Origin of the sequence: Granulicella sp. S190, assembly GCF_009766095.1 — a bacterium.
GTDB lineage: Bacteria > Acidobacteriota > Terriglobia > Terriglobales > Acidobacteriaceae > Edaphobacter.
Genome location: NZ_LMUD01000002.1, coordinates 311,540 through 328,641, shown reverse-complemented (window position 1 = coordinate 328,641; position 17,102 = coordinate 311,540). Strand labels below are relative to the sequence as shown.

At 54.6% G+C, this 17,102-nt stretch carries 9 protein-coding genes; 4 read left to right on the top strand and 5 right to left on the bottom strand.

What is annotated here, in order from left to right; translation table 11 throughout:
* Positions 1-75 precede the first annotated feature (75 nt).
* The 4 genes from GSQ94_RS01280 to GSQ94_RS01265 all read right to left on the bottom strand — a co-directional run bounded on the left by GSQ94_RS01280 (position 76) and on the right by GSQ94_RS01265 (position 8,419).
* Positions 76-1,059, bottom strand: coding sequence for an amidohydrolase (locus GSQ94_RS01280; RefSeq protein WP_158941499.1), 984 nt, complete (start codon positions 1,057-1,059; stop codon positions 76-78).
* A gap of 129 nt (positions 1,060-1,188) precedes the next feature.
* Positions 1,189-3,498, bottom strand: a complete 2,310-nt coding sequence (locus GSQ94_RS01275) for a GH92 family glycosyl hydrolase (protein WP_158941498.1) — start codon at positions 3,496-3,498, stop codon at positions 1,189-1,191.
* Positions 3,499-3,584: 86 nt separating this feature from the next.
* Positions 3,585-7,130 (bottom strand): TonB-dependent receptor, encoded by a 3,546-nt coding sequence (locus GSQ94_RS01270; protein WP_254063516.1) that lies wholly within the window; start codon positions 7,128-7,130, stop codon positions 3,585-3,587.
* 101 nt (positions 7,131-7,231) lie between these two features.
* Positions 7,232-8,419 (bottom strand): phosphatidylinositol-specific phospholipase C1-like protein, encoded by a 1,188-nt coding sequence (locus tag GSQ94_RS01265; protein WP_371417412.1) that lies wholly within the window; start codon positions 8,417-8,419, stop codon positions 7,232-7,234.
* Between the two features lie 287 nt (positions 8,420-8,706).
* On the opposite strand from GSQ94_RS01265, the gene GSQ94_RS01260 reads away from it, so the two are divergent.
* A complete protein-coding gene (locus GSQ94_RS01260; protein WP_254063514.1) occupies positions 8,707-10,101 on the top strand; it encodes a hypothetical protein in 1,395 nt (464 codons plus the stop codon).
* Positions 10,102-10,374: 273 nt separating this feature from the next.
* Here GSQ94_RS01260 and GSQ94_RS01255 read toward each other — a convergent pair whose 3' ends face one another.
* Positions 10,375-13,761, bottom strand: a complete 3,387-nt coding sequence (locus tag GSQ94_RS01255; RefSeq protein ID WP_254063512.1) for a carboxypeptidase-like regulatory domain-containing protein — start codon at positions 13,759-13,761, stop codon at positions 10,375-10,377.
* Positions 13,762-14,104: 343 nt separating this feature from the next.
* On the opposite strand from GSQ94_RS01255, the gene GSQ94_RS01250 reads away from it, so the two are divergent.
* The 3 genes from GSQ94_RS01250 to GSQ94_RS01240 all read left to right on the top strand — a co-directional run bounded on the left by GSQ94_RS01250 (position 14,105) and on the right by GSQ94_RS01240 (position 16,651).
* Entirely contained in the window at positions 14,105-15,484 is a 1,380-nt protein-coding gene (locus tag GSQ94_RS01250; RefSeq protein ID WP_158941497.1) for an ATP-binding protein, read from the top strand.
* Positions 15,481-16,176 (top strand): response regulator transcription factor, encoded by a 696-nt coding sequence (locus GSQ94_RS01245; protein ID WP_158941496.1) that lies wholly within the window; start codon positions 15,481-15,483, stop codon positions 16,174-16,176. The genes GSQ94_RS01250 and GSQ94_RS01245 overlap by 4 nt, the downstream gene beginning before the upstream one ends.
* A gap of 115 nt (positions 16,177-16,291) precedes the next feature.
* On the top strand, positions 16,292-16,651 hold the full coding sequence (locus tag GSQ94_RS01240) for a hypothetical protein (RefSeq protein WP_158941495.1): 360 nt from the start codon (positions 16,292-16,294) through the stop codon (positions 16,649-16,651).
* The last annotated feature ends 451 nt before the right edge of the window (positions 16,652-17,102 follow it).

Genomic DNA, 17,102 nt, shown 5'->3' with positions numbered 1-17,102 from the left:
TCGCAGGTGACGGTTGAGACCGCGATCCGAACTGAAGATTTGTCTCCACGCGCGAACCCGAGTTCGAACTGATCGTCAAAGCATTTGGTTTACCTGCCGCGGACGCCACTTATATGCGCTCTTCGAGGTTTCGAAAAATAACTTTGCTCGCGTGTCGGCATCTTTCTCCATGATGTATCGCTTGACCTGGCCGACAGTCTTGGGCAGGCCGGCGATATGATCGCTGTTCGGCCAATCGCTGCCGAAGATCAGCCTCTCAGGGCCGAAGGCAGTCCATAACTGAGTCAGGCGTGCGCGATACGGAGCGAGGTCCAACACAGGCCGGCCGCCGATTTGATCGGGAATTTCTGAGAGTTTTGCAAAACACCTGGGTGCTTTGCCAAGGCTTGTCAGGAGCGCTGCGAAACGCCGTTGGTCTTCTGCGGCAACGGGTTGCCGCATGTGCGGCAGATGGTCGATAACGACGGTAAGTTCGGGCATCCTATCCACAACGATTGCAAGCGCCTCAAGGAGTGGTAGATCAGGGTTTGCGCTTTCAAAGACGAGACCGGCATGCGCGAGCTCACGGAGAGCTACCCAAAACTTAGGCGAGCGCACATCCTCGGTAAGGTTTCTGTTCCAGAGATTACCCTGGCGTATCCCCAGAAAAAGAGGGCTCTCCCGCAGTCTTGCAAGCTCTGCAACGAAGTTATTTTCGGTTGGAACGAGGTCACCAATCACGCCCACAATAAAGCGGGAGGATTCAGCAGTTCGTAGCAACCAGTCGTTGTCGCGGGGCAGGGGACTGGCCTCAATTGCAATGGCACCCACGATGCCCAAAGGGCGTGCAAGCGACTCGTACCCAGCGGGAAGGGCGGGCTTATAGATGAGATCTCCAGGTAGGGGCCACGGGATACCCTCTGGCCGCGTGGGATCGAACAGGTGAATGTGTGCATCGATAATCTTCGCAAACGACGGAGGTTCCGAGGAGGTTTGCGCATGCGACGACAGACTCGCGAGCGGGGAGAGGGCTCCGCACGCCGCAAGTACGCCGCCTTCAAGAAAATGCCTACGATTCAAAAAGCACCTACCTTCGAATTGCGTTCATACTACTTGATGGCTCTACATCTGCTTTGATTGGTTCTCCTGTCACTAGGAATTTTGCGCCACGCCATCAGGCTACGTCATTTGCTTTCCTCTGACGAAGTGTTACCGCGAGGAAGCGACAGCAGATCGCGACACTCCTGCGCAGAGACGAAAGTCACGATCACTCATCGAAGGTGGCGGCATGGCCCTTCCCCACGTCGCCGACGGCGCAGGCCCCATCGTCAACACTAGCGTGCCTCCATCCTTGATCTGTCCGTGCCGGAACCATGCATTAGGAAGGTCAACACCATTCAGCGTCGCCGACTGCACAAATCGGTTCAGGCCATCGCCATCGAGATTTTTGGCGATGATCCGAAGTTGCTTGGCGCCACCAAGTGATAAAGACGCATCCGGAATACTGGGAGTGCTGATGAGATAGACGTCCTGCCCCGCGACGGGAAAGATGCCGAGTGTAGAAAAGATCAGCCAGCTCGACATCGCACCCGAATCGTCGTTGCCTGGGATACCCGCACGCGTGTCGGAGAACGCCTTCTCCAGCGTGAGGCGCACAATCTCCGCGGTTCTGTCAGGCCGGCCTACGTAGTTGTAGAGAACCGGTAGAAGAAAACCAGGCTCGTTCGTCACATCGAAGTGACGACGAAGGAACGTCCAGTCGAGGCGATGAGTGAACGCTTCATCGCCTCCAGCCATCTCGATCAGGTGCCTCATATCTTGCGGAGCGTAGATCGAATATGTCCAGATGTCGCCCTCATAGAAGAAGTCCGGCCAGGTGCCGCGGATGACCAGATACGGAGCAGCCCACGAGCCATCAGGATTGCGTGGCCGCATAAACCCGCTGAACCCTTCGGCCTTCATATCCTTATCCCATAGGTGCTCGAAGTTATGGCTGCGGCTGCTGTAAAGCTCCGCCTCCTTGGTCTTGCCCAACCCGCATGCCACCTCGGAGATGGCAAAGTCGTCGTAGCTGTACTCCGCAGTACGCGAGCCCGAGCGTTCGTCGGCGAGCGTCACGAAGCCCTTCTCGTTATAGTCCTTCAGGCCGCCGCGACCCTCCTTCTGCGGATCGGCCGGAGGAACTTCAGCATCGTGAATCATGGCAGCGAACGCAGTCTCGTAGTCGATCCCCTTCATGCCCTTCACAAACGCATCCGCTACCACCACGTTTGCATTAGAGCCGCCCTGCGTTCGCCCGTTATCATTCCCGCTGCGTGCATCCGGCATATAACCGGTGTGACGATAGATATCGATCAGAGAGCGGATGATATCGCGTTGACGATCGGGAGAGATCAACGTCAGCAGCGGACTTGAGGTGCGGTACGTGTCCCAGATGCAGTAGAAATCATCGTAGTAAGGCTCGGAGGACTTCCAGTCCGGGTTCTCCCCGGTGCGATCGGTGGGCATCAGCATGATGTGATACATCGCCGTGTAGAGCTGCCGTCGTTGCGAGTCGCTCTCGCCCGAGAGACTGAGCTTGGCCAACTCTATATTCCACTGCGAAACCGAAGCAGCGCGCACCATATCGAAGTTCCACACGGGAACCTCCCGTCGCACATTCTCCTTCGCCTGTTCTGAGCTGATAAAGGAGATGCCGACCTTTGCCTGGATTGCCTGTTTCGCCTTAGTTGTGAAGTTGAAGGAAGCGCCGATCGGAGTACTGGCTCCAACCGTAGCATCCTTCGCATCGCTAAGAGTCGTGCCGGTCCACGTCTGCATCGTCTTGGACGGAGTATCCAGCACCATATAGTAGAAGACCCGGTACTCGCCTCCGCGATTCCATCCCCCTGTGAAGCGCGCTACTCCCTGCGCCTCGTGATTTGAGGTGAGGTGAATCTCCGCGCCGAGAAACTTTTGCGCCTGCCAGTCTGTGCCTAGGCTCAACGCATGCGCGATGTCGATCGTAATGTGCGATTGCTGCGAGGCAGGAAAAGTATAGCGATGGAAACCAACCCGGCGGCTACTGGTTAGCTCTGCCTTCACATCGTAGCGAGTCAGCTTCGCAGCATAATACCCAACCTTTGCAACTTCGTCTGTACGCGGGGTTCTGATGTCACCGAGAGTAAGCTCGCCGGTAACCGGAGCGACCAGGATATTGCCGTACTTCCCCTGTGCGCCGCTCAGGTGCAGATGCGAGAATCCTCGAATGACGCCACTGCTGGAGTATCCGAAGCCGGACGGATGACCATCAAAGGTCTCCATATCCGGGCCCACCTTCACCAGACCATAGGGAATCGCAGCACCAACAAAGGTATTGCCTCCCCAGTCAACGCCAATGAACGGATCGACGTTGTGGGTATAGTCCTGCGTCGCGCTGTAAGCTAGACCACCCAGGCCCGCAACCTGCATCGCCAGCATGACAACACCGAGAACGTAGCGGAAGCAGGACAGCAAAGAGGGGTAAATCTTTCCGGACATAATGGGTTCCATTTCATTAAGAGTCTACGAAAAATGCGGGGCCTGCAGGCACAGACCCCCCGATTCAACCTACGACTGATTGCAGATTAGAAAGAATATCGGAGGCTGGCCTGCATCGAACGCTGCCCCGTCTTGCTGGTCACCTTGCCGAAGTTGGCATCCGTAGGAGTTACATCCGGAGCCGACCAGTTAGGATGATTCGGAAAGTCGAACGCATCGAAGCGGAAGGTGAAGTACTGGCTCTCCAGCGTCTGAAACCGCTTCTGCAGGCTGGCGTTGTAGTAAGCAGCTCCGGGCGAGAAGATGATGTTGCGGGTGTGCTGCGTCGTAAACGTTCCGGTAGCGGGAGCGACGAAAGCATTCTTGTTGAACCAGGAGTTCGAGTCGCCCGCGACCGAGAAGTGCCCGTTGCCCTTCAGGCTTTCTCCCGAAACCCGGCTGTAAAGCTGAGTTTGGAAGCCTGAGCCGACGCCCGCAATATCCGTAGCTGTCGAAGCGCTTAATGGCGTTCCCGTCTGGAACTGATAGGACTGCGAGAGCTGCCAGCCGCCCAGAATCTGATTCGTCAACCGGTTGCGGCTCTGAAAGGGAAGATGGTAAACCGAGTTGAGTGCCAACGCCTGCCGGATATCGTAATCCGCATTGCCACATAGCCCCTTGGTATCGAGAAAGTTCGGCAGAAAGTTCTTCTGGAACGATCCACAGTCCTCGGAGTGAGCGAACGTGTAGGCAACGCCGAAGCCAAGATTCCGACTATAACGACGATTCACATCTACCTGCAATCCCTGGTAGAAAGCTGTATCACCCTGGTAGACCTCGGTGATAGCCGCATACCCCGCAAACGGGCGGTGCGCATTGACTCCATTCGTCCCAAACTGCTGTGCGGTTCCCGCTGGGGCCTGATTCAAGTCGCCCTGGAACTGCTGATGCAGTGCATGTCTGCCAACGTAAGAGACATCCGCCACAGTATCGAAGCCAATCTCTCGCTCCACTGACACGTTCCACGTATAAGCCTCAGGCTGCGGCGAACTCTGATTGATTGCTCCTGTCAGCTGCGGATAAGAACCCGTTGCAGCAGCAGTTCCTCCCGGGTTGTCGACACTTCCGGTCGAGATTGATACCACCTGCTGCAGCGGAGGAATTCCACCAGCGAAGACGCCATCAGAGACACCCTGACGGTTGACGTAGCGACCGAAGCCCGCGCGAAACACCGTCTTCCCATTGAACTGGTACGCAACTCCAAGCCGAGGCTGAAAGAGATACTTCTGCACGTGAATATAGCCACGCGGAAGATTGTGAAAGAGGTTGTCATACTGCCCCGTAGCCGCGATAGGCACGTGGTTCTTCGCATCCGCGGTAAAGCCATCGCCCCAGAGAACCGTTCCATTCAGGGGATCGCCACTCCCTGCGATCGGATTTCCCGACGCATTCACCTTGATCGCATTCGACGGGTTATAAAACGCTGGATCGAACGTGCCCGCGTTGTTCCACAAACTGTAGTAAGGATGAATGCTACTGTAGCGAACTCCATACTCAAGGTGCAGCTTAGGTGTCACCTTCCACGAATCCTGCGCAAAAAACTCATACATATTCGCGCGGTTTGGCGTTTCATTGCGAGCGCCCACCTCAGAGTAAGTATTGAACAACCCCAACGCCGCATCGGCTATGTCGTACCCCGACCCCTGGCTGTTGCCGCTCGAAAAATCGAACTTGCCGTTTTGATTATTCGTCTGTCCCGGTGTTGAGTTCGCAAATGCGATCTGGTCATCGTCGTTCTCTCCCGAACGCTCATAGAGGGCACCCGCGCGAACGATATGATTCCCAATAATTCGCGTGAACGTATCGGCAAAGTCAAAAAGCTCCCCCTGCGAGTGCGAAGGGTACGTACTTCCGTCAAGCGTAGTGACGCTCGTCGTCGTATCGAACGCTACAGTAGGGATTTTGTTCGGCAGATCCTTACCTTGCGGAAACAGATAAGGGAAGTTGATGCCATATCGCGTGCGGTCATAGGTCCCTGTAGAAGTATCGATGCTCAACCGCGCGGCATCATGGCTGGCTGCAAGTAGAACCTCATTCGTCATCCGTTCGTTGAAGGTGTGGACGTAATCGATCGAACCGGTCTGGTTCGGACGGCTGTAAATGCGCGGCACGTTACCATAGTTCGACGTCGCGAACGGGTTGTCCTCGTGATAGTAGAAGTGAACCAGCCGGAACCGAATGTAATCCTTCTCCGTCGGCACAATATCCAGGTTCCCGCTGTCAATCTGCTGTTGTTCAGGGTTGGTCCCCGTGGTAAGCAGGTTGCTGGAACCCTGCACAAAGTTCGGTGTTGGGTCCGGAAACGCTGTCAACAGACCTACACCGTTCGGACTCAACCGGTTTTGCGGGATCATATTAGCCACGCCGTTCACCGAAAAGCAGCCAGGGCCACCGGTCGAAACACTGCATGGCAGAGTCGACTCCGGATCTTTGATGTAATGATTCGTCTTCGGATTACCCGTAATCAACGAAGTGAAATCACCAGTACGGAAGGCAGGATTGGGAACCGTCAGCGCGTTCGTTGTCAAAGGGTTATAGCGAACAAAGGCCTCCGAGTACAGAAAGAATACCTTGCCCTTTGGAATGAGGTGAGGCACATAAAGAGGCCCGTTGAGGTTGCCGCCAAACTGGTTGAAGGTGAAGTGCCCCACGAAGTTCGTCTTCAACGCCGCTGGATAAGCCGGATTATCATTGTTGATGAAGTTGTTGTTGCGCGTCCACGTATTCGCGCTCAGTACCGGATTCTGAAAGTACTCATAAAGGCTGCCGTGAAAGTTATCGCCGCCGCTCTTGGTGATGATGCGAACCTGGCCGCCGATCGAGCGCCCATACTCCGCCGGATAGTTGGTAGCTAGAATCTGAACCTCCTGTACCGCGTCAAGATCGGGCGTGCCAATCGAATCCCCGCTGGCGCGAATACGCACTGCCACCGCACCATCGAAGGTCAGTAGATTGTCACGCTCGCGTCCTCCATTGATGTTCAGTGCGCCCAGCCCCGTGCTGAAGTTGAACGTCGACAGGTTACTGGTGCTCGTGATTCCCGCCTTCGTCAGCGCGAGATAGATCGGGTTCCGTCCATTCAAAGGAAGATTGTCCGTCTGGCTGCTCGTGATCACGCGCCCCAGGGTAGCGCTGTCCGCTTGCACCGTGGACTCCTCAGCACGAACCTCGATCTGCTCGGTAGTCTTGCCGACGCTCAACGAGATGTTGACCGTGGCAGGAACCGCCGGATCGAGATTGTTATTCTCCCGCGTCACAGTGCTGAAGCCCGTCGCTACCACTCTCACCGTGTACTTGCCCGGAGCCAGACTGGCAATTGTGTAAAATCCAGACCGGTTACTGACCGTCTTGTGCTCGGCCCTTGTCTGCTCGCTTATCACCGTGATCTCCGCCTGGCCAACCTCGGCGCCTGAAGAGTCCGTAATCGTACCTGCGATCGCCGAGTTGTCAGACTGCGCCAACAGGCTTGACGGACTCACCGTCGCAAAGCTGACGAGTAGAAGCAATGCAACGAAACACCAGGCGTGGGCGTACTTCAACACACCACGCATCCACGCTGAAAGAGAGCCTGAGTCGTTCAATTTCGTAACCACGATACCTCCTGGGCAAGTTAAAATTCGTTTAGTCCAAACGTCTCTGAAGATTCTCAACGTGAACGTAGTAGGAAATCTTGTACTAGCCTCGTCGTCAGCCGTTACCTTTCCGCTGGTTCTAGCAACGCATCGATACACGTCGAAGGCGCGGTCGCCGGGTTGCAGCGTGCTACCAGTCCGTGCGGCAGACCCACAAAAAATCCGGTCCATCGCGAAGGCTCAGATGACGGATAATCCGTGCTCAGCATCTGTGCTCCACTGGCGAGCGCTACCTCCGCGCGAGCATGGTCGTTGGTTCGCGCCTCTTCGGTGCCGTCGTCCGTGCGAGTGCGAATGAGATAACCCTGCTTGGCAAGCGCGTCGATCTCTGCCTTCGTACCGCTGTTCTCTTCTGTAAACGCCGCGTCTGGAGCACCGGGAGCCGCATTCGTGAAGATCGCGCGCCCGCGAAGCGCCGTATGACCTGCTGTGTAAACTTCCTCAACCGGTCGCTGATCCATCAAAAAGACCACCTTCCCGCGAGCATCTGCGAGTAGCGGCCATCCTCCAGCCTTCTTTCCGTCATTTGTGCGAATCGCATCCGGCAGCGTGTTGTAACTCCCGCGCACCTGGTCCGGCGTAATCATCTCGTCTGCGTGGAAGACCGAACGAATCTCCGCATCTAAAGCATCGAAAGTCTCAGAGGTAAACGGCTCCGGACCATCTGGAGCCGTCGCCACACCGGCGTGGCCCTGCTTCGTCTCCACCAGCAGAAAGATTGGAAGATGCTGCGGATGTTGTTTCGACCAGCCGCGCACCACCGTTAGGCAACCGACGAACGTATGGCACGAACTGCGCTGATCCACATTCAGCACATGCATCACTTTGAAGCCCGGCTTCTCCATCTCATGGTTCGGATCGAAGTCAGGATCGGCTGGCAGGCCCGCCTGTGCCACCTTTTCCACAATGGCCGGATGAGCATAGCGCCCACCCTTCGTATCCGCATACACATCGATCTCAAGCTGACGGACGCCTCCGCTTAACTGATCTGCAAGTGGAGCATGTGCGTAGTCAAGCGCACGCATTGCCTTCGGATTCTGTTGTTCGATTAGCCTCCGCTCACTCGGCGCGATCCCCGAGTGATAACTATTGTGGCTTCCAATCACCTGGATCTGGTTGAGACGCAGAACTCGATCCTGCTGAGCGGGTGTCTGCGCCAGGCCGCTCAGCGAAGAGGTAACAGCCACCACGAAAAATGCCCCGCACTTCATCATCTTGATCTCTCGATTCTGTTGCGAAGCTCGCAACATCTCTCATCGTTGCGAAGAGGAGAACCCCTGAACTCTTTCCGCAACGACTCTCCAAATGCTTTTGTAATGCGTCGATCATCACCGCGCTGTCTAGATGTTGTTAGGGGTTTCCACGGTGGAAAGATAGTGGACTCGCAGCCCGTGGAAACTCGTATCTCGCTGTAGATCAACTAGTTAGTGATATGTGATATCCGTATTTTTAACGTCACATTCACGCGCCATGTCATGCTGGGTAGCTTCGGTTTAATCTGTCAGTAACAACAAAGTTCTCGCGCCCATTTCTACTGATGACAGTGGCCATACCCCTTACAGGCAGACCAGTTGGCTTCGCCGTAACCGGCCAGCCTTCAGCCAGCGCGACTGCAACCGTTGAGAATCTCACACGGCTCGAACACCAAGAACGATGGCACCTCGCCCAGCGGATAGCCGCCAGCAAAGGATTCGCAAAGTCGAAGTTCCTCACCCATTTCATCCTCTACATCTGCGAAAAACAGTTGCTTGATCAAGCAGGCGAGATCACCGAACAACAGATCGGAGAGCGGGTCTTTCGTCGCCCACAGGGATACAATCCGGGCGAAGATAACATTGTCCGCAACTACGCCCGCCTCCTGCGCCAGAGACTCGAAGAGTACTTCGCCAACGAAGGCAAGAGCGAGACCACACGTATCGTCGTCCCGCGCGGCGGCTACGTCCCCCTCTTCGTCGAAGATGGGATGCTCCTCGGGGAGTCAGCTCCCGAATTTCCCCAGGAAAACCCTCTTTCGTTACCTTCCAGGTCGCCGAACTTCCACCTCTACCGTGAAACCTCCAGCGACTCGAGGCCCATCACCCGTTCCTCTCGTGCGCTCAGGATTCTTTGTGCAGCTTTGTTTCTGGCTCTGGCCGTGTTGCTGTTTCGCGACCTTCGCCCAAAGCCGCGGGCCACTCCAACGAATCGATTCTGGAGCACCTTTTTCAGCCCCGTGAAGGACACCCTCGTTGTCCCGGCCGATAGCGGTCTCGTCATCTATCAGAACCTCACAAAGACACGGATTAGCCTTGCGGATTACGTTGGGGGCGAGTACCAGAAGCGGACCCATGCAACGCTCGGGATCGACACCGCCACCGTGAACGAGCTCGGGGCCCGCCGCTACACCAGCGTCGTGGACCTCAACCTTGTCTCGGCCATCTCCCTGTTGCCCGAAGTCGTCAAAAATCGATTCAAGGTACGCTACGCGCGCGAGGTGACCCTCGACGATCTCAAGGAGTCAAACGTCGTTCTGTCAGGCTCCTTCGATGCGAACCCCTGGGTCGAGCTCTTTCAAAAAGACCTCAACTTCCAGTTCGAACATATGCAAAATGCAGACTCCCCGGAGATCCGCAACCTGCATCCTCTGCCCGGCGAGAGATCGACCTACGCCACCGACGAAGCTGACCCTGCCCGTAATACCTTCGGTGTCATTGCCGTAACGCGCAACCTCGATAGCACGGGATACGTCCTCATTATCGAAGGGCTAAACATGGCCGGAACTCAGGCTGCTGCCGACTACCTCTTCAGCGAGGTCTCAAAACCGCTTATCGACAGGATCTTCGACTCCGACGGCAAGATGCAGCCATTCGAAGTTCTGCTGGAGACCAGCAACATCGGAGCGAACGCCGCACATCCGCACATCATCTCCCTTCGCATCGAACCGAAACGCTAAATCGAGTGAAGACTGTTCAGGAGATTATGCGGTAAGACAACTCTTGTGTGACGATTGATTTCTAGATAATCTGCTCCGTGTAACACTGGGTGGATCTTCAAGGTGCGAATTTCTGTAGGCCCGGAGATGTCGAATCGGTACGGGCCACGCAGTAGGATACCCTCAGGTTTGTTCTTCAGAAGAAGAGGAACGACAATCTCGTCTCCGGTTGCTTAGAACAAAAAAAGGAGGCAAGAAGGTAGTCTTCTTGCCTCCTAAAAGTGAGCAATGGAATTAGAAGTCGATCCGGAGTGCTGCCTGTCCTGTCCGGTTTCCAGCGTTCTCTGCCGTTTGCGGCCCCGTCAGCTGTCCGAAGAGTGAGTTATCGATAGCCGTCACAGGTGGCGCAAAGTTGGTGTGATTCAGGACGTTCGTGAAAGTCGTCTCGAACCGCGCATGCACCTTCTCGGAGAGAGCAAATCGCTTCGCCACGCCAAGACTCACCGCAGCCGTCCCGGGACCCTGAAGGATTCCGACTCCTGCATTGCCGAAGCGACCCGCTCCTGCTGGAGTAGCCAGGAAAGATAAGTTGTTGTAGGTGACGGAACCCGCAGTGCCTGTCGGGACAACATCGGGACGCAGCACAGCACCGCGATTGACGACGTTTGTGTTCGACTGATCGAAAGAACCGCTGATGCTCGGGGTGAGCCAGGGGCCTGTCTCCAGCAGCGTAATAGTAGTCAGGTCCCAACCCCCGAGGATGGCATCCGTCAACGAGCTCGTGTTCATGAACTGCCGTCCCCTGCCGAATGGTAGTTGATACATCCCAGTCAACAGCATGCGGTTGCGGCGAGTGCCCGAGACGTTCCCAAGATTCTGCTTTATGTTGAACCGGTCTGCGATCGGAAGCCCATAGTTGACCTCTCCTGCAAACGCGCTTGGTGCATCACCTTGGTTATCGGCTACATTGTTGGCATAGGTATAGTTGGCGTCAAAATAGAGCCCATGTTCTAAACGGTGGCTCGCCTGTATCTCGAACGCATGGTAGTTCGCCTCGCCCGCATTGAACGTGCTATAGAGCGTCGTCCAGTTCTGGTACGGAGCGCGCGCATCTACATAAGTTCCAGCTGTCGCTCCCGCGTTGTATGGAATTGTGCTGGCCGGAATCTGGTTGAGGTCCTCGGTGATGCTCAACCGGTAGGTGTGCTGGCCGACGTAGCTTGCACGGAGCGATGTGGCATTGGATAGTTGCCGCTCGACGGTCACGTTCCACTGGCTCGATTGGGGATCGCGATAGTTGGGATCAACTCCCTGATCCAGTCCGCCACCGCCAAAGGTCGGACCGCCGGTGGTGGAAGGTGCGGTGTTTGGAAAGGCAATCTGTGGAGTATTCGGTCCTGCCGTGTTGGAGTTGGAATAGATGTGCAGACTCGAGGTTGGATTGCCGCTGTTATTGAACGAGAGTGGTCCCAGGTTGGTCATCGTATAGATGCCGAATCCCGCTCGCACCACGGTTTTTGTATCGTTGAACGGGCGATAGGCGATTGATAGACGTGGCTGGAAGTCGCCCTTATAGGTTTGGCGCAGGCTCTGTGGCAAGCCGTCCTGGCTGGCGGTAATATACGCCGTGCAGGGGAGACCATTCGCCGTAGATCCGGCGGCCGTGCCAGACGGGCAGGAGTTGAAAGACTGCTGAAAGGCTACATTGGAAGCAGAGATGTTCTGGCTGGTAAGGTACTTAGCCAAGGCATCAGGGACGACGATGGAGTTATTCCGCTGATCGAAGTTCGCGAGATTACCGCCATCCTCTTGGAAGCCTGGAAGAATCTGCCAACGCAGGCCGTAGCTGAGTGTCAGGCGGCTGTTTACCTGGAATTCGTCCTCGGCGAAGAAGCTATATTGCGTTGCGGTTCCGCCAACATCCGGACTGGAGACGGCGAAGAGAAGCGTAGTGGGAGCACCTTCGAGGAAGTCGCCGAAAGCGTTGCCTGTAAAGATATCCGTCGGAGCATTTCCATAGCTCGGCTGGAAGATGAAAGTTCCGAAATCGTCTGAGGCGAACTCCGGGGCAAAGCTCTCCAGGTCGAAGTACCGCACGCGGCGGATATCGATACCACCCTTCAAGGTATGTTTGCCGAATGTGTAAGTGAGGTTGTCGCTAAACTGTGTTGTCTTCGATTGGGTGATACCCGCCTTGTCTCTGCCAATAGCTGGAAACGGCGTGCTTGCGCTGAAGTTGAATGTAGGAAATGCGTTGGTCAGCGGATGCTGGCTGATGTTGACGTCGGCCAAGCCCAACTGGCTCAATGCAGTCGAGCCTTGAATGGGGAAGTTGACGTTGGTCGTAACGTTTGTGAAGCCATAACGGAATTCATTCAGCAGCCTTGGCGTGATCGCGTAAGTGTGCGAGACAAGCAAGCTTCTGTTGTGAATGGAGTCCTCGTCGTTTGGCAGGAAAAGGTTCGCGACGTCCGAGGTTATGTTCTTGCGGCTGAAGCGCACATAGGCCGATTGCTTCGACGAGATCGTCTGGTCGACTCGGATGTCCGCGCCATCGGTGCGTGCCGGGGTCGATTGAAAGTTCTGATAGTTGATGGTTTGCGTCTGGTTGGTAGCGCCCGCCACGTTCGGCAGTGGATAGTAAGCCAGTAATGCCTTCGCTGTCTGGTTGATCTGGGATAACGGGATTGTAGGGCCGCCTATGTCGGAGAGATTGCCGCTTCTGTCAGCCGCAGTCGGGACGACTTCTTGCTGGAACACTGCAGTACTGCGCCGGTTGCCCTCGTAGTCTGCAAAGAAAAACGTCTTGCTATGTCCGTCATAGAGGTGCGGAATCACAACGGGCCCACTGAGCGAGCCGCCAAATGTATTGAACTTTTTAGGAGCTTTTGAGCTGGAGCCGTACGGGTCTGCATCGAGTGCCTGGTTCTGTAGATACTCGAAGAGGCTCCCGTGATACTGGCTTGTTCCGTTCTTCGTGGTAAATGTCACATCGCCGATCTGCGAGAATTCCGCACTGTTATTAAACGCGGTGACCTTGACTGCTGCGATTCCTTCCTGCGAAGGATAAGCGTCCTGCAGTGCTCCATTCTGCCGCACGTTCGCAGTGGAAATGCCATCGACGGAGAAGTTCACCTGGGAGGAGCTTGCACCTCCCAAGGCGATATTTCCCGAGCTGTCTGTCTGAACGTTGGGTGATAGAGCAAGCGCACCCAGAGGGCTTGTAGTAGTCGCGCGGTTATTCAAAGGTAGCTGAGTCATCTCGATATTGGTCTTCGAGTCGCTGATCGTTCCATTTTCCGTATTGATTTGATCAGCCGCCCCCGAGACCTCCACGGTTGTCGCCTGTGCCGCAATATTGAGCGTAGCCCCAAGCCTGAGGTCTTGTCGTGCTTCCACTGAAATGCCCGACACAACAGTGTCTGCAAAACCATCGCGGTGAGCGCGCAGCGTGTACTTGCCAGCTTTCACATTCTCAAAGATGAAGGCACCTGAATCGTCGGTATTAGCTGTGTGCTCTGTATTTTCATCTGTACTGTGCAGCACAATCTGTGCGCCCGGAATAGCTGCTCCGCTCGCGTCCAGTACGTTACCTCTTACGCTTCCAAACGTCGATTGCGCATGAGCGATTGTCCCGGTGGCAATCAACAGGCAGCAAAAAGCCACGGAGGCAACGCCCAACAAAGCACTCCTCATCGAGAACCGCGGCTGCCATCTGTGACTGGGTTGAGCCTGGTACTGCTTCTCTTGAAGAGACACGGTCGTCCCCTCTTCAAGTGGGGGGCAGATTTCTGTGCTTAATGAAGTAAGGCCTCTAAATAAGTTCATGTTGAATCACCTTTATGTCGGAAAAAGACCGACATTCCCAGTAAATCGCGAATTCCGTCAGCAATGCATAAGGTCCTTCTTTACGATTTACTTATGTCTCAGTCGCTATAGTTCCATCAGAAGCAACTGAATGATTGTCAAATCGATCCCGACTGTCCTACGCAGAATCACGGGAGGCAGCGTCGCAGCGATAGTGTTGACGCTGCTTTCCTATCGGCTTCACTTCAATCTCTCCGCATCAACCTCCATCCATCTCTTTCTGGTGGTAGTCATCGCGATTCGTTGGGGTTTATTGGAAGCAAGCCTAGTTTCAATTCTGTCTGTGGTGTGTCTCGATTACTTCTTTACCGAGCCTTTGTTCCGGTTTTACATTACTGATTCGCATGATTGGGTAGCTATTCTGGTCTTTGAAGCAACTGCTTTAGTCGTTAGCAGTCTTTCGAATCAGGTGAGTCACCATGCTCGCGAGCTAGAGCGACGTCAGGCTCAACAGCAAAAGCTTTACGAACTCAGTCAGCATGTTTTGCTTCTCAGCCGGGACGCTGCGGCCGATCAGCAGCTCGTCGATCTCATGCGTTCCAGCCTGCAAGTAAAAAGCGTAGCCCTTTGGAACGCGTATGAGATGCGCCATCGCAAAAGCGGAGACTGTAGTTTCTCCGAGGAGGAAGTGCGCTCCGCTTATTTTCTGGAAGCAAACGAAGATGACTTGAGCACAGGTGTCTCACGGCGCGTCCTTCGGTTAGGAACGAGGCCGATTGGAGCCATCTTGCTTTGTGGACATTCTCTCGACGCGGCCTCGGTCAATGCAGCCGCATCACTCGCCGCAGTTGCAATCGAAAGAGCACGCTCCTTCTTTACCGAGGCAAATGCAGAAGCTGCAAAACAGAGCGAGCAACTACGCTCTGCCATTCTTGACGGCCTGGCACACGCTTTCAAAAGCCCTCTCACGACAATCAGGGCCTCAAGCTCCGGCCTGCTGGCGATGAATACACTATCCGGCACAGAACAAAAACTGGTTGGGTTGATCGATCGGCATGCGGGTCATCTTAGCGATCTTGCCAACCATCTGCTTCTCACTGCGAAGCTGGATGGCGGCGATATGAAGATCAAGCGCGAGCAGATCGACGTCGCTCGACTGATTCAAAACACTATAGACGAATCGTCACAGGAACTGGATGGGCATTCTATCGACTTTCAATTGAGTTCCGGCAGCAACGCTGCATACGCGGACCGGAAACTTCTTCAGATGGCCCTTTTTCAGATTCTCGACAATGCGGCAAAGTATAGCCGTCCTAAGTCGCAGGTGGTCATTGCGGTTAGAGAAGAAGAAGCGGAACTGGTCATTAGGGTCAGGAACGAGGGCTCGTTTATTCCAGTTGACGAAAGAGAAAAGGTATTTCAACGGTTTTATCGTTGTTCTGAGTCGGTCAAATCAATCTCCGGTACCGGGATCGGTCTCTCCGTAGTTAGGCGCATCGCAGAGGCTCATCGAGGACGTACATGGGTTGAGAGTGATCACGTCAATGGAACTACCTTCGCGATCGCACTACCTCGCATGGCAAAGGAGAAGGCATGACTCAGAAGAGTAAGGTGCTGGTTGTTGAAGACGATGCGGGGATTCGACAGAGTTTGTTTGAAACATTAGGGGCTCTAGGATTTGCTGTCGGAGAGGCTCAGAACGGGGAGGATGCGCTCGTGCAGTTGCGCATGGTTAACTACGACGCGGTCCTCCTTGATATTAATATGCCTGGAATGGGAGGAAAGGAGACGTGTCGGAGAATCTGTCAAACCTTCCCCGGACTGCCAATCATTATGCTCACGGTTCGAGATGACGAAGAGGATATCGTCGAGTCCTTGGACGCGGGAGCGTTTGATTATGTCACGAAGCCGTTTCAGATTCGCGAGCTAACCGCAAGGTTACGAGGAGTCATTAAGCGTCGCTATATCCCGGTTAGAGAACCGGACGTGATTAGCATCGTCGGTGACATTATGCTCGACACCAATCGTCGGCTCGTAGAGAAAAAGGGGGAACGGATACGCCTCGCTCCAAAAGAATACGAGACCCTCCGTTGTTTGATGGAGCATGCTGGTAGACCTGTCAGACACGAGAATCTATTGCGATCCATTTGGGGTCCTCTTTATAGCAACGAACGTGAATATTTGCGCGTTGTCATCAACCAACTACGAAAGAAAATTGAAGACGATCCTACTCGCCCCATTTATATCTTGACCGAGAGCCATATAGGCTATCGCTTTTGTGGAGAGTAAATGGCCCGATGTTCAAGTGCACTTAGGCTCACTTGGTAGAGAGCGGCGCCGAGTCGCTTGGGTTACTGTATCCAGGCAGTAAAGACATATCGAAGTGCGACTTCTAAGGAGCAGAATGAATCAATTTGCCCAGGTTATTTCCAGCTTCCCCGGCACATTAGCCGTACTTATTCTCGCAGCGTATCTCGAAGTGCAGGGCGATGCTTGTTTTCAATTTGGCCTTTATCATGCCTCAGGACTGAGACGCGCCGGATGGTTTCTTGGCGGCACGGCTGTGCTCGTGTGCTACAGCTTATTCTTGAACACCTCGAAAGTCGATTTCGGGAAGCTCCTTGGCGTTTATGTCGTGCTGTTCTTTCTTGTCGCTCAAATTATCGCAAAGCTCCAATTTCATCAGTCACCGACAAAAGCGATCTACCTCGGCGGAGCCTTCATCGTCGTTGGCGGAATGATCATGACTCTTTGGAAGACCTGATGAAAGCCTTTATCGCAGCCCGTGGGAGCAAGATAAATAGCGTGCTCCGAACTCATGGGAGGCCTATCACTGATTCGGCATTTGGGCCGGTCTACGAGATTGTTCCGCGAACGACAAGTCCAGCAACCAACCTGCGTAGATGTGAATGGCTCAAGAGTTTTTGAAACATGCGAATTCACGCATCAAAATGGACCTCTACACAGGCTGTATCCGTGGATAAACGCATTAGCAAGTATGAGGCAGGCAGAGTTGTCGATGGCGGGGAAGGCGACTGCAAGGAGTTTTAGCCCCATTGCGTATTAATGCATTTAATTGTCACATGAGGTCCGCCATAAGCTATTCATTCTTAGTAGCTTATGGCGGGGACGACGAGGCTCGAACCCGCGACCTCTGCCGTGACAGCAAGGAAGAAACGCGTAACTGTAAGAAACCAGGCGTAACGGATGGCTCT